Below are 26,198 nucleotides of genomic sequence, written 5' to 3'. Positions count from 1 at the left end.
CTGATCGGGCTCGGCGCCGGCAACGACCTCGGGGTGGGCGGCGACGGCAACGACACGCTGTTCGGCGAGGAGGGCGACGACACGCTGTTCGGCGGGGCGGGCAACGACCTGCTGCACGGCGGGGCGGGCAACGACGTGCTGTTCGCCGACGGCGGGGCGGACACGCTGTGGGGCGGGGCGGGCGCCGACCTGTTCGCCTTCGGGCGGTCGTCGGGCGGCTCGGTGGTGATGGACTTCCAGGTCGGGGTCGACCGGCTGGCCCTTTACGAGGCCGGCATGGACCTCGGCGCGGTGATCCGCTCGGCCCGGGTGGAGGGCGGCAACACCACCCTCGACGTCGGCGGGGGCAACCGCATCACCATCCTCGGCCAGACCGGCAACGTCGCCGCCTGGTTCGCCTGACAACAGGAGCGACGCGCCAGCCGTAACCGGCGGGTGCCGGGGCCTTGCGGGCTCCGGCACCCGCCTTTTTTTGTCCGGGGGAGGACGCGGCGCAACGCGGTGTCGGGGTGCGCAAGAGGCCTCCTGGCCCCGACCATGGATCTTGCCGCTCAACGCTGACCGAAACGTTCCTTCCCTTCAAGGGCGGCCCAGGACGAGAGGACGACCGAAGGCGGCGAGGAACAGGAGCACCGCCACGCTCCAGGCGCAGGACGCGGCCAGCAGCCAGACGGGGCCTTCCTCACCCGCCAGAACGGCCATCGCCCGCGCGACAACGGCAAGCGCGGTGAACGCGTAACAGGCCGTCACCACCGCCGACCGTGCGAAGGCGTTCCCGATGTGCTTGCGGATCATGCTCGACATCACCGCGACCCCCATCAGCCCGAGCGCCCCGGCCGTCCAGAGATGGGTCGCCATGCCGGGTGACGCCGCCACAGCCACGAAGCCCAGGGGAATGCAGGCGTAGGCCGTGTGCACGGCGAGGACCGAAGGACGGTCGAGCGTCCGCCAGCCCCGCCATTGCAGCAGCCGCGCCGTCTGCGTCAGAGCGGCGAGAAGGCATGCGGCGGCGGTCGTTCCCGAATCCGGGGCGAGCAGCCAGCCGGCCAGCGCGCCGGCCGCGGACAGGGCGGCGGCCCGTTCGAACCAGGGACGCCCGGTGAACAGGTCCGCCTTGCCGGGCAGACCCAGATGGGTGGCGGTCAGGCTCGGCGCGATGCGGCCGCCCAGCACCATGACCAGCCCGAGCGACAGCGCCAAGGCGGACGGGACGGCGTCGCACAGCGCCGCGCCGGCCAGCGCTCCAAGCAAGGCGGCGACGATGGCGTTGCGCCGGTTCCGCGCGGCGGCAACCTGCGCGAGCACGAGCAGGGCCAGCGCGGCGAGAAAGGGCGCGTGCGCCGTTGCGACCCAGGGCGACAGCGCCCGCCCCGCCAGCCAGAGGGACACGAGGAAGCGCCAGAGGCCCGCGCCGACCAGGGGCCTCCCGGTCCAGCGCGGCAAAGCGGTGCGCAGGAATCCCGCCATCATCGCCGGCAGCGTGCCGAACAACAGCGCCCGCCCGTGCCACCCCGGCGGGTCGGCGATCAGGCCGGACACGTCCCAGCCCAGCAGAACCGGCAGCCACAGCCCCACCGCCAGCAGCGCGTCCAGGGCGGTCAGCAGGAAGAAGGGACGGAACGGCACCGTCAGGCCCCGCTCCGTCCGCTTCCGATCACGGGTGATGGCCGTTCAGCGGACCGACGTTGCAGTGCCGCCGCAGCTGCTCGACCGACCGCACCCGGACGGTGTTGCCGGTGACGTGGAGCTGGTGGGGGGTCAGCTTGGTGAAGGTGCGCGACAACTGCTCCGGAGTCATGCCGAGGCGGCTGGCCAGCACGCGCTTGCTGACCGGCAATTCGACCGTCGCGCCGTCCTCCGCCTCGTCCTGAGGCGACGGCCCGACCTGCGACAGGATGAAGGCGGCGAGCCGCTGGGTCGTCGTGCGCAGCTTCAGATTCTTGACCTCGCGCACCAGCCCGCGGCACTGCCCGACCAGCGTGCTCATCACCCGCAGCGCCAGCGCGTGGTCACGGGCGACCTGCCCACGCAGGACGGGGGCGGCCAGCATGAGAATCCGCGACGATTCCAGAGTCCGCCCCGACATCAGGTACGGCGCGTCGGCCAGCACCGCCGCCGGCACGAAGCAATCGCCGGGGCGCACGATGTCAATCACCGTCTCCTGCCCCGCCTCGTCGCAGCCGGCCAGCATCGCCGTGCCCTCGACGAGGATGTGCAGAAAGTCGGGAATCTCGCCGTCCGCGAACAGCCGTGTCTCGCGCGGAAACCACTGGAGAAGCGCGCCGTAGGTCAGCGCCTCCAGGGTCTCGTCGGCGACTCCCTCAAACAGCGGGAGGTCGCGCATCAGCGTCAGGGCGCCCTGTCTCATCGTCCCGGCTCTGGTGTCGCGGTCAGGCGTCGGCGGCGGGCTTGCGCGACGCCCCACCGTGAACCGGGGTGACCAGGACGGGGGCGGCGTCGGACTCGTCGTCCTTCAGGCCGGCCTTGAAGGACTTCACGCCCTTGGCGAGGTCGCCCATGACCTTGGGCAGCTTGCCCGCCCCGAACAGCAGCAGGACGAGCAGCAGGACGATGGCCCAATGCATCAGGCTGAAACTTCCCATGACGTTGATCTCCCGGGTGAAGGACGGTCAGGCGCGCAGCGCGAGGACGCTGCCGTCGCGGCGGGTGAGCCGGGCGGCGGTGCCCGGAAAGCGGTCGAGGAGGACGGCGGCCCGCGCTTCGGGTGCAACCGACAGGGCGGTGGACAGGGCGTCGGCGGTGGTGGCATCGGGGGCGAGCACGGTGACCGCCAGCCACTCCCGCGCGCAGCCGCCCGTCGCCGGGTCGAACAGGTGGGTGAAGCGCCCGGCGGGGTCGAAGGGCGTGCCGTAGCCGCCCGACGTCGCCACCGCGCGGTCCGCGATCTCCAGCGTGCCGGCGTTGCGGCCCTCCACGAGCGGATCGGCGAGGCCGACGGACCAGGGACGGCCCGAGGGGTGATGGCCGAGCGCGCGGATTTCGCCCAGATCGACCAGCACGTCGGTCATGCCCTCCGCCCGCAGCCGTTCGGACACGCGGTCGGTGATGTAGCCCTGGGCGATGCCGTTCAGCGTCACCGCCATGCCGCGCCCGGCGAAGGCGACGCGGCCCGGCTCGACGCGGAGCTTGCGGTGATCGACCAACTCCCTGGCCGCGCGGAGAACGGCCTCCGGCGGGCCGGCGGGATCGGCGCCGGGTCGGGCGAAATGGCCGGCGTAGAGCTGCCACAGCGGCTGCACGGTCGGGTCGAAGGCGCCGTCGGTGCGTCGGCTGACGGCCGCGGCCTCGGACAGCAGCCGCACGAGATCGGCCGGCGGCGCGTCGAGAACGCCGTCGCGGTTCAGGCGGGCCAGCGCCGAATCCGTCCGGTAGAGGCTGAAGACCCGCTCCAGCCGCGCGACCTCCTCCAGGCACAGGGCGATCAGCCGATCGGCCTCGGCGGGGTCCGGGTGCGCCAGTTGGAGGACAGAATCCGCCCCCAGCGCGACGCCGCGCCACGTCCGCACCGGCACGCCGGCCGCGCGGAGGCCGCCCGGCAGAAGCGCCAGCCCGGCGGCCACCGCGGCGATGCCGAGAAAGCGGCGGCGGGTGGTCATGGCGTGCCTCCATGCCCGGCACCGTGGCCGCCACCATGATTGCCGCCCTGCTCCGCCGGCTCATCGGCGGCGGTCTGCTCGGAGGGAAGCGTGGGGTGAAGGATCTCGTCCTCGGTCACCTCGGCGAAGCGCTTGATCGCGCCGCCGTTCTCGGCGGCGAAGCGGCGGGCGGCGGCCTCGTCGCCGAAGGGGAAGGGCTCCGCCTCGCCCATGCCGCCGCGCTGGCGGCTGCCCACCACGTACCAGGCCTTGCGCGCCTCGATCCAGACGGACAGGTCGGGCTTGCGCGGGTCAGGGGCCTGGCCGACGTCGGTCACGTAGATGGCGCGGACGTCCTTCTCCTCCTCCGGCAGCATGGTGAAGGCGAAGGTGTCGCGGACCGAGGACAGCCAGACCGGGCGGTCTCGCCCGCCGACCAGGATCTGCCCCTTCGGGCCGGGATGGTCGGCGAGATTCATGCCGCAGTAATGGCCGATCGCGTCGGCGGTGATGGCGACGGGCGGCGGCGGGGCGGTCTCCGCCTTCTGCTGCTGGCAGGCGGACAGCGGCAGCAGCAGGCAGGCGGCCAGCAGCGTGGCTCTCAGGGAGGTGTTCATCAGATCTGCCTTCTGGAAAAGAGGACGGCGGCCAGCGCCAGCGGTGCGGCGACCCAGCCGGCCAGCACGGCCAGCAGAACGGAGGCCGACACCTGCACCTGCGCGGCCAGCCCGGCGGTGCCGGCGAACTGGCTGACGCTCTTGAAGCCGGTCAGGTTGAAGAGGCGGAAGGCGTCCGCCGGGTTGGCGAGCAGCAGCCCGTTCAGCAGGCCGGCGTTCACCGTCTTCCCGCCGTCGGCCACCAGCAGCCCCAGCAGCGCCATGTCGTAGAGCAGGACCAGCACCAGCCAGATCGCCACGGCGATGCCCGCCGCCGTGCCGCGGTCGCGGACCAGCGTGGAGGCGAGGTAGCCCATGGCCGTGAAGGCGGCACCCAGCAGGACGCTCGATCCGATCATCGCGGCGAAGGCGCGCCAGCTCTCCGGCCCGATCTCGCTGCCGCTCATCGCCAGCGCCACCCCGGCGGCACCGTAGCCCAGCACGGTGGCGAAGGCGATGATCGCGGCGTGGCCGAGGAACTTACCGATCAGCACCTGCCAGCGCGCCACCGGGTAGGACAACAGCAGCGTCATGGTGCCGCGGTCGATCTCGCCCACCACCGCGTCGAAGGACAGCAGCAGCGCGATCAGCGGCAGCAGGAAGATGGTCAGGCTGGACAGGCTGACGATGGTCACCTCCACCCGGCCGACGCCGACCGTGCCGGTCGGGGCGGCCCCCAGGAAGCTCAGCGTCAGCGCCAGCGCCGCCATCAGCAGCGTGGTGGCGACGACCCAGCGGTTGCGCAGGCCGTCGCGCACCTCCTTGGCGGCGATGGTCAGAAGCGTGTTCATTCCGCAGCCTCCCGGCGCAGGAAGTGGGCGTACATCTCGTCCAGGCTCGGCTGGACGACCTCGATGTCGGCAAGCTCCGGGCCTTCGCAGGCGATCCGGCGGAGCGTCGCCACCTTGTCGTCGTTGGCGCAGGCCGTCTCCACGATCTCCCCGGACGGCAGGGTCAGGCGGATGCGCACCGGCAACTGGGCCAGCCCGCGCAGCGTGGCGAGCGAGCCGTCGGCGACCTTGCGGCCGCGGTTCATCACGACGACGCGGTCGGCCTGCCCCTCCAGCTCGGTCAGGGCGTGGCTGCACAGCAGGACGGTGGTGCCGGCGTCGCGCAAGCTCCGCACGATCTCGTAGAAGCTCTGGCGCAGCGCCGGGTCGAGGCCGGTCGTCGGCTCGTCGAGGAACAGCACCTTCGGCCCGCCGAGCAGCGCCTGGGCCAGCGCCAGCCGCTGCCGCATGCCCTTCGAATAGGTGCCGACGCGGCGCTTCACCGCGGCGGGCTCCAGCCCCACCCGCTCGAACAGCGCGTCGTTGCCGTCGCGCGACACGCGCTTCAGCCGGGCGTAGAAGTCCAGCGTCTCGCGCCCCGTCATGCTGGGATGGAAGGCGACGCTTTCCGGCAGGAAGCCGACCTGCCGGCGGATGTGCGAGGCGGCGGCGTTCGCCGGGTCGCCGCCCAGCACGCGGATGCCGCCGGCGGTCGGCGTGGTCAGCCCGAGCATCAGCTTGATCAGCGAACTCTTGCCGGCGCCGTTGTGGCCGACCATGGCCACGCATTCTCCGGCGGCGAGGTCGAGATCCACCTCGCGCACGGCGAAGGCGTCGCCGTAGCGCTTGGAGACTCCCTCCACACGGATGGTCGGTGTGTCGGTCATTGGGCGTTCCTTTCCGCCGTTTGGGTCCGTGCCGGAGACGGCGGCGGGCTCATCAGAGGGGCGCTGTCGATCACGCCGCCGGGGTGCAGCGCCGGGAACTGCTTCTGCGCCCAGCGGATCACCTGCACGCCGGGGCTGTTCATCAGCAGCTTCGCCGCCGGATAGGCCCACATCACACGGTCGATCACATCGTTGGGGCGGTAGGCCTCGTCGGCGACGCCGTCGCCGTTCAGGTCGAAGGCGGCGTTGTCGGACCAGTAGTTGCCGCGCCCCTTCTCCGACCAGTCGAGATGGCGCGTCCCGACATACTTGACCTGGGTGCGGTTGCCGATGAAGGCGTTGCCGGTCAGGGTGTTGCGCTCCGACCCGGCGGTGAAGTGCACGCCGATCTCGCAGCCCTCGAACCGGTTGCCGGTGAAGCGGTTCTTGTTGGCGTTGTAGATGAAGACGCATTTCCAGGTGCCGGTGCGCTGGCCCTCCACCGGGCCGTCGGTCGCCACCGGCATGTCCTTGTCGGCCACCACCTCCACCGGCGCCGCCTGTTCGGGCGACAGATGGCCGTCGATCACGTTGCCCTCGATGAGCGCGCTGTTGGCGTAGTTCAGCAGCAGCCCATGCTCCCGGTCGCCCTGCGAGCGGTTGTTCCGGATCACGAGGTTGTTGGAATACATGATCGCGTAGCCGACATGGTTGCCGACCGAGACGTTGTCCGACACCTCGGAATCGTTCGTGTACATGTAATGGACAGCGAAGCGCACCCGCTCGAACCGGTTGCGGGCAAACAGGTTCTTCTTCGACGTCGTGGTGAAGATGCCATCGCGCCCGTCCTGGACATTGTTGTCCACCACCTGCGTGCCCGGCGCGTTCCACAGCTGGATGCCGTTGCCGCGTTCGGAAAGACGCAGGTCGGTGCGCCCGACGACGTCGTTGCGCTGGACCATCACATCGTGGGCGCCCCAGACATAGATCCCGATCAGGTTGTCGCGCAGCCGGTTGCCCTCGATCACGCCGCGGTGCGCCTCCTTGCCGAGGAAGATTCCGGTGTTCTGCTCGGACAGGCTGATGCCGGAGTTGCGGACCTCGACGTTGCGCACGGTCACGTCGGGGGCGAAGACCGTCACGGCGTTCCCCGCCCCTCCCCCGTCGATGACGGCCCCCGGCTCGCCGAGCAGCGTCACCGGCTTGCGGACCACGACGGGGCCGGGGTGCATGCCGGGGGCCAGGACGAGCGTGTCGCCGGGCGCCGCCGCGGCGAGCGTGCCCTCCAGCCCGCCCGGCGCCACCGTCACCGTGGCGGCGCCGGCCGTCCCGGCGGCGAAGACGAGCGCCGCGGCGAAGAGGGGGAGTGGGGAGTGATGGGGCATATGATAAGTCCTGATTATGGGCCGTTGCCCCCTCCCTCCCGCTTCGCGGGTCCCTCCCTCCCCCGCCTATGGCGGGGGAGGGAGGGTTGCGGCAGTCCCCTCCACCTCGAAGAGGGGGAGGGTTAGGGAGGGGGCGAATGGCGCCTTACGACGCGCGCGGCTCGACGATCATGCGGCCGCCCATCTCCATGTGCAGGGCGTGGCAGAACCACTGGCAATAGTACCAGTGCACACCCGGACGCTCAGCGATGAAAGTGACCGAGCTGGTCTGCTGCGGCCCGATCTCCATGGCGATGCCGTGGTTGGACAGGGTGAAGCCGTGGGTCAGATCGTCCACATCGTCCATGTTGGAGATGTAGAGCGTCACCTCGTCGCCCTGCTTGACCGTGAACTCCTCAAGCCCGTAGGCCGGAGCGCGCTGCCACATGTAGACGCGGACCTTGTTGCCCTCGCGGATCACCTTGGCGTCGTCGTCCAGGTTGACGCCGTCCTTCTTGGCCTGCTGGCGGGCCTCCTCCCACATCGGGTCGTCGCGGGTGAAGATGCTCTTCGGGTTCAGCTTGGAACGGTGGACGATCAGCGTGTCGTGCGGCTCGGCGTAGGTCGGGCCGTCGTGCACCAGCTTCATCTCGTCGCCCGAGATGTCGATGAGCTGGTCGTTCTCCGGCTTGCTCGGACCGACGTTGAGGAAGCGGTCCTTGGAGAACTTGTTCAGCACCATCAGCCACTTGCCGTCGGCCTCCTTGGTCTGGCCCATGGAGGAGTGGGTGTGGCCCGGCTGGTAGTGCACGTCCAGCTTCTGGATGATCGGATCGACCTTCTCGCCCTTGTAGGCGCGCTTGGCCTTGTCGATGTTCCACTTCACGATCTGGCTGTCGAGGAACAGCGTGGTGTAGCCGTTGCCGCGCCCGTCATAGGCGGTGTGCAGAGGCCCGAGGCCCAGCTGCGGCTCTGCCACGATGACGTCCCGCGGCTTGATCTTGTCCTCGAACAGGTCGTCGAGCAGGCGGACGTCCATCACCGACACCGTCGGCGACAGCTTGCCGTTGATCGTGACGTGGATGCCGTCCGGCGCCGCGTTGACGCCGTGCGGGCTGTTGGGGATCGGAATGTAACGGGTGAAGGGCGAGCCGTGGCGGCCGTCCACCACCGGGACGCCGTGCATCACCTCGACCTTGCCGGCCTTCACCGCCTCTTCGATGCGCTTGATGTTGAAGACGACGATCCAGTCCTGCTCGTTCGCCGTCATCTCCGCGGTGGTCACGCCGCCTTCGGAGTTGTAGCAGGTCGAGAAGGCGTATTTGCCCTGGTAGTCCGCCTCGGTGTTGTCGAGGTTGCCGTCCACCCGGACCTGCCACGACACCGTCATGCTGTCGCCGTCGATGGCCGAGAAGTGCGTCCGGTAGTTCTTCGGATCGACGTTCTTGCCGTCGTTCGGCATCGGCACGAGCTGCTCGGCGTTCGCGAAGACGTAGCCGGTGCGCGGGTACTTCTGCAGGCGCAGGCCGTGGATCGCCGAGACGTTCGGAATGTCGATGATCTTGTCGACCTTCATGATGTCGCAGCGGATGCGGGCGACGCGGGTGTTCGCCTTGTCGTTCACGAAGATGTAGCGCCCGTCGTAGGTGCCATCGGTGAAGGACATGTGCGGGTGGTGCAGGTCGCCGTTCAGCCAGGTGCCGCCGTGGTTGGCCAGATACTTCCGGTTCTCCTCGGTCAGGCCCTCGGTCAGGATCTTCCGGCTCTCGTTGGTCAGGCCCCAGCCCGAGGCGCTGCAGCGGTTGAACACCGGGATGCGGTGAAGCTCGCGCATGCTGGGCAGGCCGAGGATGCGCAGCTCGCCCGACTGTCCGCCGGAATGGAAGACGTAATATTCGTCGAGATCGCCCGGCTTGACCTCGTACTTCTGGTTGCCCGATCCCGCGGCCGCGGCCGGCCCGGCGCCGAACAGCGCGCCGCCCGCCGTGCCGCCGGCCACCGCGCCGGCGATGCCGGCCAGCGCCGCCGCCTTCGCGGTGCCCCCGAGAAGATCGCGGCGGTTCACGCCCGTCCGCTCAACCTTGATGTTCGACGCTTTTGTGTCCGACATGGGTGAACTCCTTCGATGTCCCCTTACGGGGCTCTTGTTTCGACCTGGTGGGTCAAAGTCCTTCCGGCCGGGCGGACAGGTGCCCGGTGGTGGGATCGGTGGTCAGCACGGCAGCGCGGGGCTTGGCCTCGGCAACCGTGCCGGTGGATTGGGAAGCGTCGCGGCGCTCCCGCTTCAGGCGCTTCTGGATCATGACCGGGCATTTGCGGTCGTGGTGGTAGAGCACCTGGCAGTGGAGGCACTGGATGCATTCGTTGGGGTTGATCGAGCCGTCGGGGTGGATCGCCTGGACCGGGCACTCGTTGGCGCAGCGCCGGCACGGGTTGCCGCATTCCTTGTAGCGGCGCAGCCAGTCGAACATCCGCATCCGGCCGGGGATGGCGAGCGCCGCGCCCAGCGGGCACAGGTAGCGGCAGAAGAAGCGCTCGATGAACAGGCCGGCGACGATCAAGGCCACGGCGAACAGGACGAACCACCAGTCGCGGACGAAGTGCAGGATGATCGCGGTCTTGAAGGGCTCGACCTCCGCCGCCTTCTCCGCCGTCGCCAGCGAGGTCAGCGACAGGCCGAACAGCAGCAGGAAGATCATGTACTTGATCGGCCACAGCCGCTGGTGCAGCCCGAAGGGAACGGCGATCTGGCGGACGCCGAGCTTCTTGGCGGCCTTGGACGCCAGCTCCTGCAGCGCGCCGAACGGGCACAGCCAGCCGCAGAACGCGCCCCGGCCCCAGAACAGCAGCGACGCGGCGACCGAGAACCACAGGATGAACACCAGCGGGTCCATCAGGAAATAGTCCCAGCGGAAGTCGGTGCGCAGCGCGTTGGCGAAGGTCAGCACGTTGACCACCGACAGCTGCGCCGTCGCGTACCAGCCGAGCCAGACCAGCGTGAAGACGAGAAACCCGGTGCGCACCCGCTCGTAGAGGGCCGGACGCTTCACGAGCTGGTCCTGGAAGAAGAAGATGCCGGTCAGCAGCAGGATCGCGCTCGCCAGAATGGCGACGTCGAACAGCCGGTTCTCCCAGATGCGCCGCCACAGCGGGATCTCGTCGGCCGCGTCCTGTTCCGCCAGGGCGGCGGCCATCGGAGCTACGGCGGCCGTAGCCACGGGGGTCGCCGCGGCAGCGGCAGGAGCGGCCACCGGCTCGACCTTCAGGAATTTCTCCGGCGGCTGGTAGCCGAGGTCGAAGGTGACGAAGGCCTTGTCGAGCGCCGCGGTCGCGCGCTGGACCAGCAGCTGCAGGCGCCACGGATCGGCGGGGTTGAAGCCGACCTCTTCGGGGATGATGAACAGGCCGATCTCGGGGAAATTCGGCGCGCCCGCTGCGGCGAGGGAGCCCAGGCGCTTGTGCAGACGGTCGCGGAAGCGGATGGCGCCCTCGTGCTGGACCAGCTCGAACCGGTCGAAGATGCCGCCGCGCACATAGCCCGAGCCCTTGAAGGAATAGCGCCCCTGCCCCGCCACGACGATGGCCTGCTGGCCCGGCTTCAGCCGCTGCACCAGCGCCTCGTACTCCGCGTCGCCCAGCAGGGAGCGGCCGACGGCGGGAATGGTGGCGAGCGCGGCGTAGAGGTCGATGAAGCTGTCGTTCGGGTCGCCGGCCTCGGGACGAGCGGCGGCCTCGGCCTTGCCGGTGCGCTCGAAGGCGGCGTTGACCTCGCCCACCGTCAGCGTCAGGCGGCGCACCGAGCCGTCGCCGACCAGCGTGGCCCAGTCCTCGACCCCGGTCTTGGACAGGTCAAGGCTGCGGGTCACCGTCGGCGCGGCCTCTGCCGCCCCCGGCGCGCCCAGCGCCTGCAACACCTTCTTGCCGGAACGGATGATCGAATCGCCGATCACCATCACCGTCACGGTGGCGCCGGACACGATGTCCACCGGCGGGCTGGACGCGCTCTGCGAGGCCAGGGTCAGCACATTCTTGCCGACGTAGCCGTCGATGAAGGCGTTGACCTTGGCCGGCGGGATGCCGATCAGGACGATGGGCTCGTGATGGTCGACCAGCTTCGCCCCGGTCACCGTGCCGTCCGGCGCCAGCCCGACCATCACATGGATCGGGCGCCCCGAATAGCCGGTCGTGTTCACGAAGTCGGAGGTCAGATAGGCATGGCCGACCAGCGCGTCGCCCTTGTAGACGGGAACCAGCGGCGCGTTCGGCAGGGGGGCGCCGAAGCGGTCCGCCCCGGCGGCGAGATCGCCCGGCTGCACCGTGCCGAGATACCGCGCCAGCAGCGCCTCGGCGGCGTCCGCCGTACCGAAGCCGGCCAGCAGGATCAGCAGCCCCACCACCAGCGCGCGTGTTCCCCGCAAGAAGTCCGCAACCATCGCCCTTGCCTTGAAGTCTTGATCTTGATCAAGGGGCCGCATGCCCCGTTGACGCGCCCATGAGACCGCAGGTTCGGGCCGCTGTTCTTGACCATCGTCAAGTCGCGGAAAAATGAAGCCGGGCTATCCTCCTCCCCAGGGTCCGTACGATTGCTGATCGGGCGGGAATATCGATTGCATTTTAGGCGAAGTTCACTCGCGACCGGGGGTTTCCATGCCGTTGCTGCGCCACGAACCACAGGGTGGGGTCCGCTCGCTGGACGAGCTTCTGGGCATCGCGCTGGCGCTGGAGCAGGAGGCGGTGCGCCGCTACACCCAGTTGGCGGCCCTGATGGACCGCCGCGGCGAGACCGACACCGCCACCACCTTCCGTGCCCTCATTGCGGAGGAGCAGGACCATGTGCAGGCGGTGGACGGCTGGGCGCACCGCCTCGGCCGTCCCGCCCCCGACGCTCCGGCCTTTCTCTGGCGCCTGCCGCCGGAGCTTGCCGCCTCCTGGGAGGAGTTGACCGAGCGCACGCGGCTGACACCCTATCAGGCGCTGTCGCTGGCGGTGGTCAACGAGCAGCGCGCCTTCGCCTTCTACAGCTACATCGCCGCCAGCGCCCCGGACGAACCGATCCGCACCCACGCCGAGGCGCTGGCCCGCGAGGAGCTGCGCCACGCCGCCCTGCTCCGCCGCGAGCGCCGCAAGGCCTACCGCCGCGAGCGGGGCCGGGCGGAGCACAAGCCGACCCGCGCGGACACCCCGGCGGAGCTGGAACGGCTGGCCGTCGCCTTGCTGTCCGCCACCGCCGCCGAACACGGCGCGCTGGCGGTGCGCCTGCTCGCCCTGGGCGACGGAGAAGGCGCCGCGCTGCTGACCCGCATCGCCGGAGAGGAGCGGTCGCTGATCCCCTCCGGCTCCGACGCGGCGGCGTCACAGCCCGCCCTTCCCGACACCGCAGCCGCCGTCCTGCGCGCGGCGGTCGCCGCCTCCGAACGGCTCGCCGAAGCCTTCGCCGACGTGGCGGCCCAGGCGACCGACGAGTTGGTCCTGACCGAATCCCTGCGTTTTCAGGAAGCCGTGGTCGGACACCTCGCGCTGCTGGCGGAGCGGATCGACGCCGCCGGCTAGTTGTCTGATGGCGGAACGTTGTTGGGACCCGGTCTGTTGGGCCATCCAAAAGCATGGCTGGTGGATCGAAAGGCGCCTGGGCCCTGCGCCTCAGTAGGCCAGCTTTTGGCGCAGTCCCGTCCGTCGTCGCCATGACGAGCCCAAAGCGCCCGCCGCGCGACGGCCGGTCAACCCCACAGCCGCCTTCGGCGGTGGCCCGTCAGGGCCAGGGTTGACGGGCCGGCCGCGGCTGGCATCATCCCTTGTGGCGACGCTGATCCCGTTCGGCCCCAGCCGGGAGGAGCCGCCATGCACCAGATCCATCCCAACGCCCGCACCACCCCAGTGGTGCGCGCCGCCATCGCCGCCACCACGGAGCCCTCGAGCGTGCTGGCCAAGCGCTACGGTGTCAGCACCGAAACCATCCGCAAATGGCGCAAGCGTGGTCCCGAGGACGTTCAGGATCACTCGTCGCGCCCCCAGCACCTGCGCTGGCGGGCCACCGAGGAAAAACGCGCCATCGTCTGTGAGCTGCGCCGGAGCACCGGGTTCCCACTCGATGACCTCACGTTCACGCTACGCCACTTCCTCCCTCATCTGAACCGCGACGCCATCTACCGGATCCTGAAGGCCGAAGGCCTGGGGCGCCTGCCGACACCCCCGACCACCACGCCCAATAAGAGCACTAAGAAGTTCAAGGCATACGACCTCGGCTTCCTGCACATCGACATTATGCCCGCATCGACAGCGAAGTGGGACATGGAACCTCCGTGAAACTGTACCTGCCTCGCTCTCACAAAACGGAAAATCTCGGTTCCGTTCCTGTGAAGGCCCCCGATCAGCCGCAGCAGCCGGTGCCGGGAACCGTGCTGGTGGTGGAGGACGAACCGATCGTCCGCGTGGTGATTGTGGAAGCGCTCCGGGAACATGGGGCGACGGTCTTGGAGGCCGAGGATGGAAACGAAGCCTCAACCATCCTCAACTCCCCGGTGGCGATCGACCTTCTGGTAACGGATGTCGGCTTGCCAGGAATCACCGGACAACGGGTCGCGGAAATAGCCCGGTCATTGCGGCCGGACCTGAAAGTCATGTTTTTGACCGGCTACACCTGCAATGCCGTGCTGGACAAGGAACTGCTGGCGCCACACACACACGACTTTTGAGCAAGCCCATTGCCATTGACCAGTTCCTCGCCCAGGTGAATGCAATGCTGCGCGACGGCTGAAAATTCTTTGACCCACTCGTTCCTGATTACCCGGAATCCTGCTCCATCAAGCCGCAGTTGACGTCGGGCTGGTGGCGTTGGGTATAGCCGTACAGTCGGTGCATCGTGACGTTCACCAGGGAACCGATGCCGTCCGCTCCAGCGCTGTCGGCTGTGTTGCCGCGTTTTCGCAATGGCGAAGTGTGGAGAAATCCCGACATCTTTCACCAATGATGTCGGATGTCCGTTCGGGCCATTTTTTATCTGGTCTTTACACATCGTTGCGCTGCCCGGAGCGCCACAACGGCTGGGCTCAACGCCAGCCAGGCCAAAAGACAATGCCCTGTTTTCATCTCTCCTTTCTTTATCGGAACGGTGAAGAAGAACTTCTGTTAAGACCAGAGCGACCCAGCCGGAGATGACGTCATGGCGAACGATCGAGGTCCTAAAAAGTTCGGTGTTTACGACACCGCAAGCGCAGGTGGTCTAAACTGGACGTGGATCATCGTCGGGCTGATTTTGCTCGCGACCGTCCTGTACTTTTTCTTGCGCTAGGGTGCGTCATGGCCAGCGACCGCGAAGAGGTCGTTCCGCTTCATGAGGAAACCGCCTCGGTTGGCAAACGTCAGGTCGAGCGCGGTCGTGTGCGGGTGACCACCAAAGTCACCGAGCATGAGGAACTCGTCCGACAGGCGCTGAAGCGCGAGGATGTCGAGATCGTTCGGGTGCCGGTGAACCGTGCCATCGATGCCCGTCCGGACATTCGCCAGGATGGCACCACAACCATCATCCCGGTGGTCGAGGAGATGCTGGTGGTCGAACGTCGGCTGGTCTTGCGGGAAGAGATCCATCTGCGCAAGACCACGAGCACCGTCCAAGCCGAGCAGCCGATCACTCTCCGTTCGGAAGAAGCCATCGTCGAATTCATCGACGAACCTGGGGTGCGGGATGCCAGGACCGACCAACCCAACGAGGACTAGGCTCATGAACAAGACCATCATTGCCCTTTACGATACCCGCGCCGACGCCGAAGCGGCCCTTCGGGACCTCGAAGCCGAGGGCTTCGACCGCAGCGTCGGCGAGATCGTCTCGCACAGCGACACCAGTGGCGGCGGTGGCTTCCTGTCCCGCTTGAGCAATTGGAACGTCCCGGACACCGATGCTCACGTCTATGCCGAGGGGATGCGGCGTGGCGGCACGCTTCTGAAGCTGCGATTGGACGATGAGGACGTGGACCGGGCCATCGCGATTCTGGAGCGCGGCACCGTTGTCGATATTGAACACCGGGGAGAGGCGTACCGCTCGACCGGATGGACGGGTTACGACGAGACGGCCGCGCCATATGACGAAGCGTCGGCCGCCGAGGAGCGCGCGCGCTATGCGGTTGGCGGGGCGGGAAGCACTGCCCAACTCGGCAACGCAGCCGAAGCATTCCGCAGCGTAAACACGACCGACACCACGGCGGATGCCGCGATGAACACCGGGGTTGGCAGCGGTCGCGAAGAGGTGATTCCGGTCACCGAAGAGGAATTGTCCATCGGCAAGCGCGCCGTGGAGCGCGGAGTCGTGCGCGTGCGCACCTATGTCACCGAAACACCGGTCGAGGAGCAGGTTCGTCTGCGCGACGAGACGGTTTCCGTCGAGCGCCGTCCCATCATGCGCGAAGTTGGAGACGTTCCGGCCGACGCGTTCCGTGAACGCACCATTGAGGTGAGCGAAACCGACGAGGAGGCGGTGGTCCAGAAACGCGCGGTGATCAAGGAAGAGGTGGTCATCCGCAAGGACGTCGAGGAACGCGCCCAGACCGTGTCGGATACGGTTCGCCGTACTGAGGTTGAGGTCGAGGACAGCCGAACCGGAACGTCGCGCGGTGGGGTGGAGAACACCGTGCGCCGGGACGACATCGAGCGGTAACGCTCACAGTGATGTTTCACAAAGATTAAGGGGCGGCCAGTGCCGCCCCTTGTTCGGCAAGCAGACTGGTCATTAGGACGCAGCGCGTACGGAACGTCCAACGAATTTGCCAACTCTGTTGGGAATGAATGGGTGTCCGGCTGTTAAGAGCCAACCGTCCCTGTTTCCCCTGACGCAGTGTGCCATGCCTGATTCCGCATCTTTGATGCAACTCGCCCGCACCGCTTTCCGCTTGGACCGGTCAATGACCTGCGCCTCCCCGGCCGAAGGCGCACTGGCGATTGAGCTTGCCAGAAGCGCCGCCTGTTCACAGGCAGCGCCATTGGTCGTGGCCCGCAGCGACACCCGGGCTGTCCGGCTCGCCAGGGCGATCCGGGGCGCCGCGCCGGACCTTGACGTCGTGCTTATTCCAGGTTGGGACGTCCCCCTTGAGGAGCGGGAGCAGCCATCGCGGGCTGTGCTTGGGCAACGCGCCGCTGCCATCGCCGCCTTGTCCCGACCGGCCAAGGGCTCCGGGCGACTGGTTCTGGCGACCGCCGAGGCGGCGCTGCAACGTCTTCCGCCTCCCGATGCCTGGCCTGACGTCGCTTTGGTCATCGCGACGGGCACCCTCTATGACGAGGAGACTTGGCGGGGGCGCCTGATTGCCGGCGGCTACATCCTCGACGAGCGGATCGACGAACCAGGGGAGGCCGCGTTCCGCGGTTCCGTGGTGGAGATCTTTCCGGGCGATGCCGACCGTCCCGTCCGCTGCGACATTGTCGATGGCCGGGTCGCCCGGATACGGACCTTCGATCCGGCAAGCCAGCGCTCGACGGGCGACTGCGACCGGATCACCGTTCATCCGGTGACCGAAATCCCGGCGGTACCGGGGATCGTCGCGCGGCTGATCCAAGGGCTGGAGGGCCGCGGCGACCCGGCGGCCGCAGGGCTCGCGGAGGAACTCGCCGCCGGACGGCGCCCCCACGCCTTCGAGCGCCTGCTCCCGCTGGCCTACGACCGCTTGCCGAGCGTGCTTGAGCTTCTCGCCGACAGTCCCGTCGTCATGGACGAGGGGGTTGGCGACCGGCTGGAGGCGCGCTTCGACGATCTGGAGGAAGCCGACGCATCCGCCATGCACCTCGACCGCAACGCGTGGGAGAAGGCGTTGCGGGGACGCGCGGTTCTGACCCTGGAGCCCGATGGGCAAGCCTTGTCCAGCGAGGCTCCGGCGGTGTCCGAACGCACCCTCCCCCGCCTCGCCGGAGAAAGGATTGCCGCGGGTGAATCCGTGATCATCGCCGCTGCGAACGCCGACGACGCGGCCAGGATGGCGGAGCGGGTGGCGGTGGCGACCGGCCGGCCGGTGCCGGTGCTCGACCGGTGGCCGGTGGATGGGCCTCCCGCGACGCCGGCAGCCCTGGTGCTTCGGGTCGCCGCGGGCTTCACGTTCGACGGGGTTACGGTGCTCGCCCAACGCCCCCGTCCGGAAGGCGGAGCCGGCCCGGTCGCCCCGCTGGCACCCGTCGACCTGTCGTGCGACGATCTCGCGGTCCATCTCGACTACGGGATCGGTGCGGTGCGCGGGCTCGAAACGGTTGAGGCCGGAGGCCAGCCGGAAGACGTCTTGGTGATGGAGTATGCCCGCGAGAATCGGCTCCTGGTGCCGGCGGCCGACCTCGACCGCGTGTGGCGCTACGGCAGCACCGACGCCCGGGTGGCGCTCGATGGGCTCAAGGGCGGAAATTGGATCACCCGCCGCGCGGAGTTGGAGCGCGAGATCAGCCGAACAGCGAAAAGCCTCCTGCGCCAAGCCGAGCGCCGGGCCCGCACGGAAGCCCCCGTGATCACGCCGCCGGCCGGACCGATGCGGCGCGTGGCCGCCCGCTTCCCCTACGAGGAGACCGCGGGCCAGCGGCGCGCCATCAGCGCCGTGATGGCCGAACTCGCCAGCGGGCGGCCCATGGACCATCTGGTCTGCGCCGACGTCGGCTATGGCAAGACCGAGGTGGCGTTGCGCGCCGCGGCGGCGGTCGCTTCCACCGGCCGGCAGGTTGCCGTTCTTGCTCCGACCAGCGTGCTCGCCCGCCAGCACTTGGAGGTGTTCCGACGGCGGCTGGCTGGTTTGGGCCTGCGCATCGAGCCGTTGAGCGGCGGCATGGCGGCGTCGGCCGCAAAAGCCGTGCGTGAAGGCCTCGCCGACGGATCGGTGGCGATCGCGGTCGGTACCCATGCCCTCTTGTCGAAGACGGTACGCTTCGCCGACTTGGCGTTGGTTGTCGTCGACGAGGAGCAGCGCTTCGGCACCGTGCAGAAGCGGGCATTGGCCCGTCTTTCCGCCGGCGTCCACTGTCTGGCGCTCAGCGCCACGCCGGTTCCGCGGACGCTGCAGGGGGCGCTGGCGGGGCTGCGCGGAGTCAGCGTCATCGATACCCCTCCGGTGCGGCGGCGCCCGGTGCGCACGCGGGTCACCCCCTATGACCCCTCGCTTCTGCGGTCGGCCCTGCTGCGCGAAAAGGCGCGGGGTGGACAGAGCTTCTGCGTCGCCCCGCGGATCGCCGACCTGCCGGCGCTGGAGGCCGAGGTGCGCGCGCTCGCTCCCGGTCTGTCGGTCGCCGTCGCGCACGGGCGCCTCCCCGTTGCCGAACTCGATCAGGTCATGGTCGATGTGGCGGAAGGAACGGTCGACGTGCTGGTGTCAACCCCCATCATCGAGACCGGCATCGACATTCCCCGTGCCAACACCATCGTGATCCGCCACCCCGATCTGTTCGGGCTCGGGCAGCTCCATCAGCTCCGCGGCCGGGTCGGGCGCGGGGGAGCGCAGGCCTACGCTTATCTGCTGACCGATCCGGACACTCCGCTCGGCGAGCGAACCGAGCGGCGGCTGGGCTCGCTTGAGGCGATCGAAAGCCTGGGCGGCGGCTTCGCCCTCAGTGTGCTCGATCTCGACCAGCGCGGGGCGGGCGACCTGCTGGGAACCGACCAGAGCGGCCATCTGCGGTTGGTCGGAACCGAGCTGTACCAGCATCTGCTGGCCCGCGCGCTGGCCGGCGCCGAGGCGGACGATTCCCCCGACCTGCGCCTGGGCGTGCCGCAGACCATTCCCGCCGCCTACCTTCCGGAGGAGGACTTGCGCATCGGCCTGCACCGCCGCCTCTCGCGTCTGCGCGACGAAGCGGCGGTCGAGCCGTTGCGCGAAGAGATCGAGGACCGCTTCGGGCCGTTGCCGGAGGAGGTCGAGCTGTTGCTGGCGACTGCCGCGCTCCGCGCGCGCTGCCGGCGGCTGGGTGTCGCCGCCCTGGCCGCCGGACCCTCGGGTGTGTCGCTGACCCTGAACGACACGCCCTGCCGGGCCATGCGCGAAGCGGCGCTGGAGCGTCTGTGGACCGGACAGGTGCGCCGGACGGACGACCGTCTCGTCTTTGCGCTGGGCGCCGATGGACCGTCGGAGATCCTGGACAATGCGCGCGCCCTGCTCGATCAGCTTCCGCCTATCGGCACGGCCTGAGCGGACAGTCGTTCCACATGGCCACCTTGTGGAGCGACACGCGGCGATCCCCGTTATGATGGCCGGGAGTGTCATTCGATGGATGGCCCATGCCGAAGCTTGGCGAGCGCAATGGCAACGAGACGTGGCGGATCAAGTCGGCGCCCCGGCGGGGCCGGGTTCTTCATGTCCGCTCCGGGATGTCGGCGGAACAGACGCTCGCCCTTCGTGTCGGGCTTGTCGTCGTCCTGATCGCCCTGGTCATCGCGGTGTTCTGGTTCGACCGCGATGGCCTGAAGGACCAGATCGACGGCCATGTCAGTTTCCCTGACATCCTCTATTTCGCGATGATCACCGTCACCACCGTGGGTTACGGCGACATCGTTCCGGTCAGCCACACGGCGCGGCTGATCGACGCCTTCGCGGTCACGCCCATCCGCATCTTCATCTGGTTCATCTTCCTGGGCACCGCCTACGAATTCGTTGTGCAGCGGATCATCGAGGATTTCCGAATGAGCCGAATTCAGAAGCATCTGCAAGGGCATATCGTGCTGTGCGGCTTTGGTCACAGTGGGTTCATCGCCGCGCAGGAGACGGTCGCCAAGGGACATCCGGGCGAACGGATCGTCGTGATCGACCAGTCGAAGGAACGCATCCGGCTGGCGGCCGAGGCGGGGTTCATCGGGCTGCTCGGCGACGCCACCAGCGAAGAGATGCTCACCCGGGCCTGCGTGGGAAGCGCCAAGGCCGTGATCGTCAGCTCGGGCCGGGACGACACCACCATTCTGGTGATCCTGACGGTCCGCCATCTGGCCGCCGGCACCAAGATCGTGGGCAACATCAAGCAGGAGGAGAACATCAAGCTGGCCAAGCTGAGCGGCGCCGACTTGGTGGTGTCGCCGCCCAGGATCGGCGGCTATCTCATGGCCGATGCCGTGGAAACCAGCCATGCGACACCCTTCCTGTGCGACCTCATGTCGGTGGGTGGCCAAATGGTGCTGACGGAGCGCCCGGCGGCCCCGGAGGAGATCGGCAAGACTATGGCAATGGCGACCGCCGGCGTGGTCGTGCAGATCCACAGCAATGGCCACATCATTCCCTTCACGGAGCGTCACCGCCATATCATCCAGCCCGGAGACCTGCTGCTTGTGATCAGTCCGGCGCACGGTGACGAGACGGCAGAAGGCCAATGAACGCTGTCGGTCTTCGAAGGCGCTGCCCACAGCGGCTGAGCACGAGTTCCACGATTGCCGGGAACGAGCCAGGTCCGAAGGTGATGCTCGAAGCGGTGGTCATGGGGTGACGGCGGGGGGTGGGGAGCGCTCGCCACGGCCCGCTTGCCGTTTCCAAGCCTCCTCGTAGAAGCGGCGCATCGACGCCGCTCCCGCATCGGAGGAGGCGAATGACCAGCAGCCGATCTGGAAGGCGAGATAGCAGGGAAGATGGAAGGCCACCAGCCGCTTTGAAGCGTCCACCGCGCCGCACAGCCGGCCGGCTTCCGCCGCCGGAAGGCCGAATTCGACGATGGCCCCCGCCACGTCCCAAGCGATGTCCTGGCAGCCGATCAGGTCATGCGCGTCGGCATGATCGAGCGAGTCGGTCTTCAGCAACCGGCCGTCGGTGGTGCGCAGCCACTCCCAGATGTGAAGGCGGTTGTCGGTGACGGCGCGCCGGACCCCGGCGTCCAGCTCTCTCAGGATGTCCGGCGTCCAGCGATCCAAGGAGACGGTTGCCGCGGCGCCAAGCGCCTCGCCGATGTTCACGCGCGCCATCGCCAACAGGTCCGGAAGGCTGGCGCCTGTGTCGCACTCCGCCGGAAAGCGTTGCGCGCGGAACCGGAGATAGTCGGCCAAACGTTCCAAAGGCATGGTGGAGGGCGGTTGCGCGCCGTCCAACCAGCGCTCCGCCAGGAAGCCATGACGGAGCGCCATCGGTTCCGTCGTGAAACCCGCCTGATGCAACGCGCGGGCCCGGTCCAGCTTGGCCTCGCCCAGGCGTCCGAGGCCGGCGAATTTCAAAAGCCAGGAGCCGGAGGCAGTGCGCAGCAGGAACTTGCGGCGTTCCTGCTGCGCATGGACCGGCGGCCAGTCCGCCGCAACATTCGCCGCCAATTCCGCCGATGCCGTCCGCCATGCGCCGCCCGACAGATCACGCAACGGTGCGACCGCAGGGCCGAGCGTGTCCTCGAACCAGCGCTCCAACGGCGGCACCGGGCCGTGCGCAGCGTGCACCAGTTCATTGAAGTCGATCACCGGACGCACCGCCTCGGCCCAGCGGCGGCGGTGCCGGTCGGATGAGCGCGGACCCGGATCGCCCTTATGGCTGGGAAGGAACACGATCCGCCGGGGCGGCACGCCCGCCGCCTCCAACCAATCGGCAACGGCGCCGAACGAACTGCCCGACAGTCCCGGCCCTTCATCGACGATCACATAGGACGCGCCCGCGTCGGCCAGCAGGGCGGCCCGCAGGCGAGCCGACAGGCGGACGGCGCGTTGGAACGGATGACCGATCGGACGCAGAGTGACCGGAGGCGCTGCGTCCAGCGCAACCGCCGCCATCGCCGCCAGTCCGGTTCCGATGCTGCGCAGGCCAATCACGACGACCGGAGCGGGCAGGTCCGGCGGAAGCCGGGCCGCAGCCTCCAGATAGGCTTCCGGATAGAGGCCATAGAAGGCATAGCCTTCGGATCGGCGTATTCGCACGGTTTCGGGCAGTGGCTGCGCCGACAACGTTTCCAGGTCAGCCGCCAGCGCGCAAGCGCCCGGCTGCGGCTCGCCGCGCCAGGACCGGGCAACGGCGCGGGCCAGCCCCATCACGACCGCCATCGCCGCATGGCGGCACGGGGTGCAATCGTCCTCCCCCAGCGCCGCGAATTCCGCATCGGCGAGGCCCTGCGCAAGCTCCGCCGCCTCGATGAACAAGGACACCAGCATGGCATGACGGATCAGCCCGTCAGGCTTGGACGCGGCTGTATGCAGGGCGGCGGCGATCCGCACCACGGCGACGCACGGCTTCTCGAGACGGTCGCGATCGCCGTAAACCAGCATGGTTCAACCGCTCCGCGCGGCGAGATGTCCTGGTCTACCGCCTCCTAATCCATCGCCAGCAGGGGGAACGGCGCTGCCGGAGCGGTGCTGGCGTAGCGGCGGACCATGGCGGCGCAAAAATCCGCGAACTCCTCGGCGACCTGGGGCGGGCTGCTGTGGTGCGGTTCAATTCCACGATGCTCGGGCGTGAAGCAGAAGGTTATGGTGACATCGAAATCGGCCAGCGCTTCCATCTGACGGTCGAACCAGGCGAGCGCGTTCGGCCGGAAGCTGTCGGCCCAGGACAGGCCGGTGCGCAGGTGCCGGACACCCAACCGCTTCATCCAGGCCACCGCCTCGTCCAGCCGGTGATCCTCGAAGTGGAACCACTGGCAAATCCCCATCTCGGCCGCGTAGGGCGCGTAGGCGTCGAGCGCCGGCTTGGGCGTGCCGTCCGCCCGCAGCAGCCCCATGTGGAAATGACGGTAGTAGGAGGAGCCCTCCGCCTCCTTGTGGCGCGTCGTCGCCTCCCAAGCGCTGGGCAGATCGTAGAGGCTGTACCAGTGAATGCGTGGAACCCGGCCGATCAGCAGCTCCGCGGTGCGGGTGACGCCCCAGGCCTGCACCTCCTCGGCGCCGAAGGACGAAACGCCGGCCTCCGTCACCCAGACCGGCTTGCCGGTGACGGCGCGAATCTCCTCGATCTTGTCCGGCCATTCCCGGATCTGCCAAAGATTCCAGTCGAGCGGAAAGCCATGCACCGCAACCACGTCCACATGGTCCAGAGCGCCGCGTTCGTCCAGACGTCGGATGAAGGAGGGATCGATGGGCGAGATGCCGCCCAACACGCGCGTGAGCGCGCCATTCTCCGCCCGGATCGCCTGTCCGGACAGGATCGTCATGCGGGCGAACAGATCCCATTCCGGATCGAGATCGGGATTCCAGTGGGACTTGTTGTTGGGCTCGTTCCAGATCTTGGCGGCTTCGATCATCCCTGGCTTCCCGTCCTGGCGTGGTTTGCCGGTGCCGGTCCGGCGGATGGTGCGGCGGTGGATGGCAGGGCGGGATAGACGGCGCCCGCCTCCGTCGGCCGTGGAGCGCGGCGGCAGACATAGACCTCTTGCTCCGGATGCTCGACGATCCGAAAGCCGGCGCTGCGCAGCATGGCCTCGGCGCAGGCGGCGTTCGGGACCCACCAGTTCGTCCAATCGCCGGAATACTGGTGTTCGATGAAATGCAGCTTCGGATAGCCGGGCGTGTTGAAATGGTCCTGCTGGCGAAAATCGTAATCGGCGCCCACCGGTTCGACCGTCTCGGAGCCGCGCTGCATCGATTGGAAGATCATCAGATCACGGGCGGCATGCTCGTGGATCAGGTCGAGAGCCAGCAACGGGTGGCGCAGATGGTAAAGCACCCCCATGAACAAGACGACGTCGAACCGCTCCCCCAGCAACGCGAGGTCGTAAACCGACAGCTTGCGGAACTCGATGTCCTGGCGGGTCACTTCGGCGGCGAAGCGCGCCTGTGCGAGGTAACGGTCGTCGAAGTCGATTCCCACCACCCGCTCGGCGCCGCGCCGCTTCATCTCGATGGAGTAGAAGCCGCCGTTGCAGCCGATGTCGAGCACCGTCAGGCCGCTCAGATCCTCCGGGACCGCATGGGCGAACCGTCGCCATTTCACGTTCGGGTAATCGTGCAGGAAGTGGTCGGGGGCGGTGCTGACGCCGTTCAGATTGATGTTGTGGAACCAATCCCCCAGCGCGGCGACCCGGGCGCGGATTTGATCGGTCGTCAGATTCGTCATTCCGCCGCCTCGTTGATGCTGTGGACCTTCAGGCCCCATTCCCCGGCAATCAGCACGCTGCGGGATGCTGGAGCGATCTCGAAACGGGCGTGGAAATCCACGGAAAGCCCCAAGGCGTGGGACAGCGCCGCCTTGATGACGTCGGCGTGGCTGACCAGCGCGACGGTCCCGCCAGCGTACCGGCGGCGCAGCCGCTCAATGCAGCGCGTCATCCGGGTCTGAGCCTCCAGCATCGTTTCGCCCCCAGGTGGGCGCGCATGCGACCGCGCGCTGTTCCACACATTCCAAGCCGGGTGGCCGCGCAGGTCCTCGAAGCGCATGCCGGCCCAGGCGCCGAGATCAAGTTCGTTGAGATCCTCCTCCACCTCCACGGCCAAGGCCTGTGACGCGGCGATGGCGGCCGCCGTTTCCACGGCGCGTTCCAACGGGCTGGACAGCACGGCGGCGAACCGGTGACGCGCCACTGTGATGGCCAGCGCGTCGGCCTCGCGCCGGCCGGCCTCGCTGAGCGTCACGCCGGGCATGCGTCCGCACAACACGGAGCCCAGCCGGTCATGCGACGCGTGACGCAGCAGGACCAGGATCGTTTCCACGCCGCCGCTCACGCCCGGAAGCGCGGGCCGGCCGCTGCCTCGCCGGCGATGAAGCGCAATGTGCGGTCGCGCGCTTCATGGTCGGTGAACTGCTCGGGAGGCGATTTCATGAAGTAGCTCGACGGTCCAATCAGTGGCCCGGCCATCTTCCGGTCCAACGCCAGCTTGGCGCAGCGCACCGCGTCGATCACGATGCCGGCGGAGTTCGGGCTGTCCCAGACCTCCAGCTTCAGTTCCACGCTGAGGGGCACACCCCCGAAGGCGGTGCCCTCCAGGCGGATGTGCGCCCATTTCCGGTCGGCCAGCCAGGGCACATGATCGCTGGGACCAATATGGACGTCGTCCGCGTCGAGCGGCACGTCCAGTTGGCTGGTGACGGCACGGGTCTTCGAGATCTTCTTCGATTCCAGGCGTTCGCGTTCCAGCATGTTCTTGAAGTCGGTGTTGCCGCCAAAGTTCAGCTGATAGGTGTGGTCGAGCCGGATGCCGCGCTCGCGGAACAGGTTCGCCAGCGCGCGGTGGATGATCGTGGCACCCATCTGGCTCTTGATGTCGTCGCCGATGACCGGCAGGCCGTGCCGCTCGAACCGCTTCGCCCAACCCGGGTCGGAGGCTATGAAGACCGGGATGCAGTTGACGAAGGCGCAGCCGGCCTCCAGCGCCTGCCCGGCATAGAACTCCGTGGCCCGCTGCGAACCGACCGGCAGATAAGACACCAGGATATCGGTGCCTGAGCGGCGTAGGGACTCGGCGATGGCAACCGGTGCCTCCCCCGACTCCTCAATGTCATCGGCCAAATAGCGGCCGATGCCGTCCAGTGTCGGACCGCGCTCCACGTGCACCCCCGAAGCACACGGGCTTGCGAAGCGGCACGTGTTGTTCGGAGGGGCAAAAATAGCGTCGGACAAATCCCGTCCGACCTTGGTGGCGTTCACATCGAAAGCGGCGGATATTTCGATGTCGCTGACCCGATAGCCACCGAGATCGAGCGTCATCAGCCCGGGTGGCGGCTCGTTAGCGTGAGCATCGGCATAATAGCTTACACCTTGCACGAAGGATGAAGCGCAATTTCCGACACCGGCAATCGCCACCCGCAGCTTTTTCCCAGTCACGAAATTCTCCTTGTCCCGAAAATTATCTTAATGGACCGGAATGGTATTTGTATCTTGGAAAAATAATTGCTGGAAGATCGTCCAATCTGACCACGCCCTTTGGATAAGGTGCTGAAAGTTCAACGGCTATGTTAACATTGACGTGATCGCGCTTCTTTTCACGAAGCGAACATAGCGATGTCTCGCGCATGCAAGTGAAAAGCTGTATTTCTTTTCAAAGAAGAATCGTGGCAATTGATGGCAATTTTATACATACCTAGCACAACCAGAAATAGCTGACATAGACATCACTGTC

21 protein-coding genes and 2 pseudogenes are annotated in these 26,198 nt (G+C 68.0%); 8 read left to right on the top strand and 15 right to left on the bottom strand.

Annotation, left to right across the window (positions count from 1 at the left end; genetic code table 11):
• Nucleotides 1–402 (top strand): annotated as a pseudogene (locus tag FBZ83_RS32340) (calcium-binding protein); the annotation flags it as partial.
• Between the two features lie 177 nt (nt 403–579).
• On the opposite strand, the gene FBZ83_RS15140 reads toward FBZ83_RS32340, so the two are convergent.
• From FBZ83_RS15140 to FBZ83_RS15095, 10 genes are all read right to left on the bottom strand, one after another.
• Nucleotides 580–1,626 (bottom strand): NnrS family protein, encoded by a 1,047-nt coding sequence (locus tag FBZ83_RS15140; protein ID WP_145684254.1) that lies wholly within the window; start codon nt 1,624–1,626, stop codon nt 580–582.
• Nucleotides 1,627–1,654: 28 nt separating this feature from the next.
• On the bottom strand, nt 1,655–2,368 hold the full coding sequence (locus FBZ83_RS15135) for a cyclic nucleotide-binding domain-containing protein (RefSeq protein ID WP_145684252.1): 714 nt from the start codon (nt 2,366–2,368) through the stop codon (nt 1,655–1,657).
• Between the two features lie 22 nt (nt 2,369–2,390).
• Nucleotides 2,391–2,603 (bottom strand): twin-arginine translocase TatA/TatE family subunit, encoded by a 213-nt coding sequence (tatA, locus tag FBZ83_RS15130; protein ID WP_145684250.1) that lies wholly within the window; start codon nt 2,601–2,603, stop codon nt 2,391–2,393.
• A gap of 27 nt (nt 2,604–2,630) precedes the next feature.
• Nucleotides 2,631–3,617 carry an FAD:protein FMN transferase gene (locus tag FBZ83_RS15125; protein ID WP_145684248.1) on the bottom strand — a complete coding sequence of 329 codons (987 nt, stop codon included), beginning with the start codon at nt 3,615–3,617 and terminating at the stop codon, nt 2,631–2,633.
• Nucleotides 3,614–4,213, bottom strand: coding sequence for a nitrous oxide reductase accessory protein NosL (locus FBZ83_RS15120; RefSeq protein ID WP_145684245.1), 600 nt, complete (start codon nt 4,211–4,213; stop codon nt 3,614–3,616). The genes FBZ83_RS15125 and FBZ83_RS15120 overlap by 4 nt, the downstream gene beginning before the upstream one ends.
• A complete protein-coding gene (locus FBZ83_RS15115) occupies nt 4,213–5,043 on the bottom strand; it encodes an ABC transporter permease (protein WP_114857114.1) in 831 nt (276 codons plus the stop codon). Before FBZ83_RS15115 ends, FBZ83_RS15120 begins: the two co-directional genes overlap by 1 nt.
• A complete protein-coding gene (locus FBZ83_RS15110; protein ID WP_145684243.1) occupies nt 5,040–5,909 on the bottom strand; it encodes an ABC transporter ATP-binding protein in 870 nt (289 codons plus the stop codon). Before FBZ83_RS15110 ends, FBZ83_RS15115 begins: the two co-directional genes overlap by 4 nt.
• Nucleotides 5,906–7,273 (bottom strand): nitrous oxide reductase family maturation protein NosD, encoded by a 1,368-nt coding sequence (locus FBZ83_RS15105; RefSeq protein ID WP_145684241.1) that lies wholly within the window; start codon nt 7,271–7,273, stop codon nt 5,906–5,908. The genes FBZ83_RS15110 and FBZ83_RS15105 overlap by 4 nt, the downstream gene beginning before the upstream one ends.
• A gap of 145 nt (nt 7,274–7,418) precedes the next feature.
• On the bottom strand, nt 7,419–9,362 hold the full coding sequence (nosZ, locus tag FBZ83_RS15100) for a TAT-dependent nitrous-oxide reductase (protein WP_145684239.1): 1,944 nt from the start codon (nt 9,360–9,362) through the stop codon (nt 7,419–7,421).
• 52 nt (nt 9,363–9,414) lie between these two features.
• A complete protein-coding gene (locus FBZ83_RS15095) occupies nt 9,415–11,685 on the bottom strand; it encodes a NosR/NirI family protein (protein ID WP_145684237.1) in 2,271 nt (756 codons plus the stop codon).
• Nucleotides 11,686–11,899: 214 nt separating this feature from the next.
• Here FBZ83_RS15095 and FBZ83_RS15090 point away from each other — a divergent pair, with 214 nt between their 5' ends.
• The 7 genes and pseudogenes from FBZ83_RS15090 to FBZ83_RS15060 all read left to right on the top strand — a co-directional run bounded on the left by FBZ83_RS15090 (nt 11,900) and on the right by FBZ83_RS15060 (nt 20,561).
• The gene (locus tag FBZ83_RS15090) at nt 11,900–12,802 is read left to right on the top strand and encodes a ferritin-like domain-containing protein (RefSeq protein ID WP_145684235.1); all 903 of its coding nucleotides are present in this window, start codon (nt 11,900–11,902) and stop codon (nt 12,800–12,802) included.
• A 288-nt stretch (nt 12,803–13,090) separates the two neighbouring features.
• Nucleotides 13,091–13,513: pseudogene (locus tag FBZ83_RS15085) on the top strand (IS481 family transposase); the annotation flags it as partial.
• Nucleotides 13,514–13,551: 38 nt separating this feature from the next.
• Nucleotides 13,552–13,944, top strand: a complete 393-nt coding sequence (locus FBZ83_RS15080; RefSeq protein ID WP_186466087.1) for a response regulator — start codon at nt 13,552–13,554, stop codon at nt 13,942–13,944.
• A gap of 604 nt (nt 13,945–14,548) precedes the next feature.
• A complete protein-coding gene (locus tag FBZ83_RS15075; protein ID WP_103039891.1) occupies nt 14,549–14,965 on the top strand; it encodes a YsnF/AvaK domain-containing protein in 417 nt (138 codons plus the stop codon).
• A gap of 4 nt (nt 14,966–14,969) precedes the next feature.
• The gene (locus FBZ83_RS15070; RefSeq protein WP_145684231.1) at nt 14,970–15,899 is read left to right on the top strand and encodes a YsnF/AvaK domain-containing protein; all 930 of its coding nucleotides are present in this window, start codon (nt 14,970–14,972) and stop codon (nt 15,897–15,899) included.
• Nucleotides 15,900–16,356: 457 nt separating this feature from the next.
• Entirely contained in the window at nt 16,357–19,389 is a 3,033-nt protein-coding gene (locus tag FBZ83_RS15065) for a DEAD/DEAH box helicase (RefSeq protein ID WP_211101665.1), read from the top strand.
• An 89-nt stretch (nt 19,390–19,478) separates the two neighbouring features.
• Entirely contained in the window at nt 19,479–20,561 is a 1,083-nt protein-coding gene (locus FBZ83_RS15060) for a potassium channel family protein (RefSeq protein ID WP_145684227.1), read from the top strand.
• Between the two features lie 99 nt (nt 20,562–20,660).
• Here FBZ83_RS15060 and FBZ83_RS15055 read toward each other — a convergent pair whose 3' ends face one another.
• The 5 genes from FBZ83_RS15055 to FBZ83_RS15035 are packed head-to-tail and all read right to left on the bottom strand — an operon-like array spanning nt 20,661 to nt 25,903.
• Entirely contained in the window at nt 20,661–22,415 is a 1,755-nt protein-coding gene (locus FBZ83_RS15055) for a hypothetical protein (RefSeq protein WP_145684225.1), read from the bottom strand.
• Nucleotides 22,416–22,459: 44 nt separating this feature from the next.
• On the bottom strand, nt 22,460–23,386 hold the full coding sequence (locus FBZ83_RS15050) for a beta-xylosidase (RefSeq protein WP_145684223.1): 927 nt from the start codon (nt 23,384–23,386) through the stop codon (nt 22,460–22,462).
• Nucleotides 23,383–24,198, bottom strand: coding sequence for a TIGR04290 family methyltransferase (locus FBZ83_RS15045; protein ID WP_145684221.1), 816 nt, complete (start codon nt 24,196–24,198; stop codon nt 23,383–23,385). Before FBZ83_RS15045 ends, FBZ83_RS15050 begins: the two co-directional genes overlap by 4 nt.
• Nucleotides 24,195–24,791: a histidine phosphatase family protein gene (locus FBZ83_RS15040; protein WP_247888316.1), complete on the bottom strand. Its 597-nt coding sequence runs from the start codon at nt 24,789–24,791 to the stop codon at nt 24,195–24,197. The genes FBZ83_RS15045 and FBZ83_RS15040 overlap by 4 nt, the downstream gene beginning before the upstream one ends.
• 8 nt (nt 24,792–24,799) lie before the next feature.
• Nucleotides 24,800–25,903, bottom strand: coding sequence for an inositol-3-phosphate synthase (locus FBZ83_RS15035; protein ID WP_145684217.1), 1,104 nt, complete (start codon nt 25,901–25,903; stop codon nt 24,800–24,802).
• Nucleotides 25,904–26,198 lie beyond the last annotated feature (295 nt).

This window comes from Azospirillum brasilense (assembly GCF_007827815.1).
Taxonomy (GTDB): Bacteria; Pseudomonadota; Alphaproteobacteria; order Azospirillales; family Azospirillaceae; genus Azospirillum; species Azospirillum brasilense_C.
This window is presented reverse-complemented; position numbering and strand designations above follow the sequence as displayed.

What these genes read in the sequence shown, in the direction of transcription:
- FBZ83_RS15045 (WP_145684221.1), bottom strand. Translation starts at nt 24,198, where the DNA reads ATGACGAATCTGACGACCGATCAAATCCGCGCCCGGGTCGCCGCGCTG.
- nosZ (WP_145684239.1), bottom strand. Translation starts at nt 9,362, where the DNA reads ATGTCGGACACAAAAGCGTCGAACATCAAGGTTGAGCGGACGGGCGTG.
- FBZ83_RS15105 (WP_145684241.1), bottom strand. Translation starts at nt 7,273, where the DNA reads ATGCCCCATCACTCCCCACTCCCCCTCTTCGCCGCGGCGCTCGTCTTC.
- FBZ83_RS15070 (WP_145684231.1), top strand. Translation starts at nt 14,970, where the DNA reads ATGAACAAGACCATCATTGCCCTTTACGATACCCGCGCCGACGCCGAA.
- FBZ83_RS15090 (WP_145684235.1), top strand. Translation starts at nt 11,900, where the DNA reads ATGCCGTTGCTGCGCCACGAACCACAGGGTGGGGTCCGCTCGCTGGAC.
- FBZ83_RS15115 (WP_114857114.1), bottom strand. Translation starts at nt 5,043, where the DNA reads ATGAACACGCTTCTGACCATCGCCGCCAAGGAGGTGCGCGACGGCCTG.
- FBZ83_RS15125 (WP_145684248.1), bottom strand. Translation starts at nt 3,617, where the DNA reads ATGACCACCCGCCGCCGCTTTCTCGGCATCGCCGCGGTGGCCGCCGGG.
- FBZ83_RS15055 (WP_145684225.1), bottom strand. Translation starts at nt 22,415, where the DNA reads ATGCTGGTTTACGGCGATCGCGACCGTCTCGAGAAGCCGTGCGTCGCC.
- FBZ83_RS15075 (WP_103039891.1), top strand. Translation starts at nt 14,549, where the DNA reads ATGGCCAGCGACCGCGAAGAGGTCGTTCCGCTTCATGAGGAAACCGCC.
- FBZ83_RS15110 (WP_145684243.1), bottom strand. Translation starts at nt 5,909, where the DNA reads ATGACCGACACACCGACCATCCGTGTGGAGGGAGTCTCCAAGCGCTAC.
- FBZ83_RS15135 (WP_145684252.1), bottom strand. Translation starts at nt 2,368, where the DNA reads ATGAGACAGGGCGCCCTGACGCTGATGCGCGACCTCCCGCTGTTTGAG.
- FBZ83_RS15120 (WP_145684245.1), bottom strand. Translation starts at nt 4,213, where the DNA reads ATGAACACCTCCCTGAGAGCCACGCTGCTGGCCGCCTGCCTGCTGCTG.
- tatA (WP_145684250.1), bottom strand. Translation starts at nt 2,603, where the DNA reads ATGGGAAGTTTCAGCCTGATGCATTGGGCCATCGTCCTGCTGCTCGTC.
- FBZ83_RS15060 (WP_145684227.1), top strand. Translation starts at nt 19,479, where the DNA reads ATGCCGAAGCTTGGCGAGCGCAATGGCAACGAGACGTGGCGGATCAAG.
- FBZ83_RS15095 (WP_145684237.1), bottom strand. Translation starts at nt 11,685, where the DNA reads ATGGTTGCGGACTTCTTGCGGGGAACACGCGCGCTGGTGGTGGGGCTG.
- FBZ83_RS15050 (WP_145684223.1), bottom strand. Translation starts at nt 23,386, where the DNA reads ATGATCGAAGCCGCCAAGATCTGGAACGAGCCCAACAACAAGTCCCAC.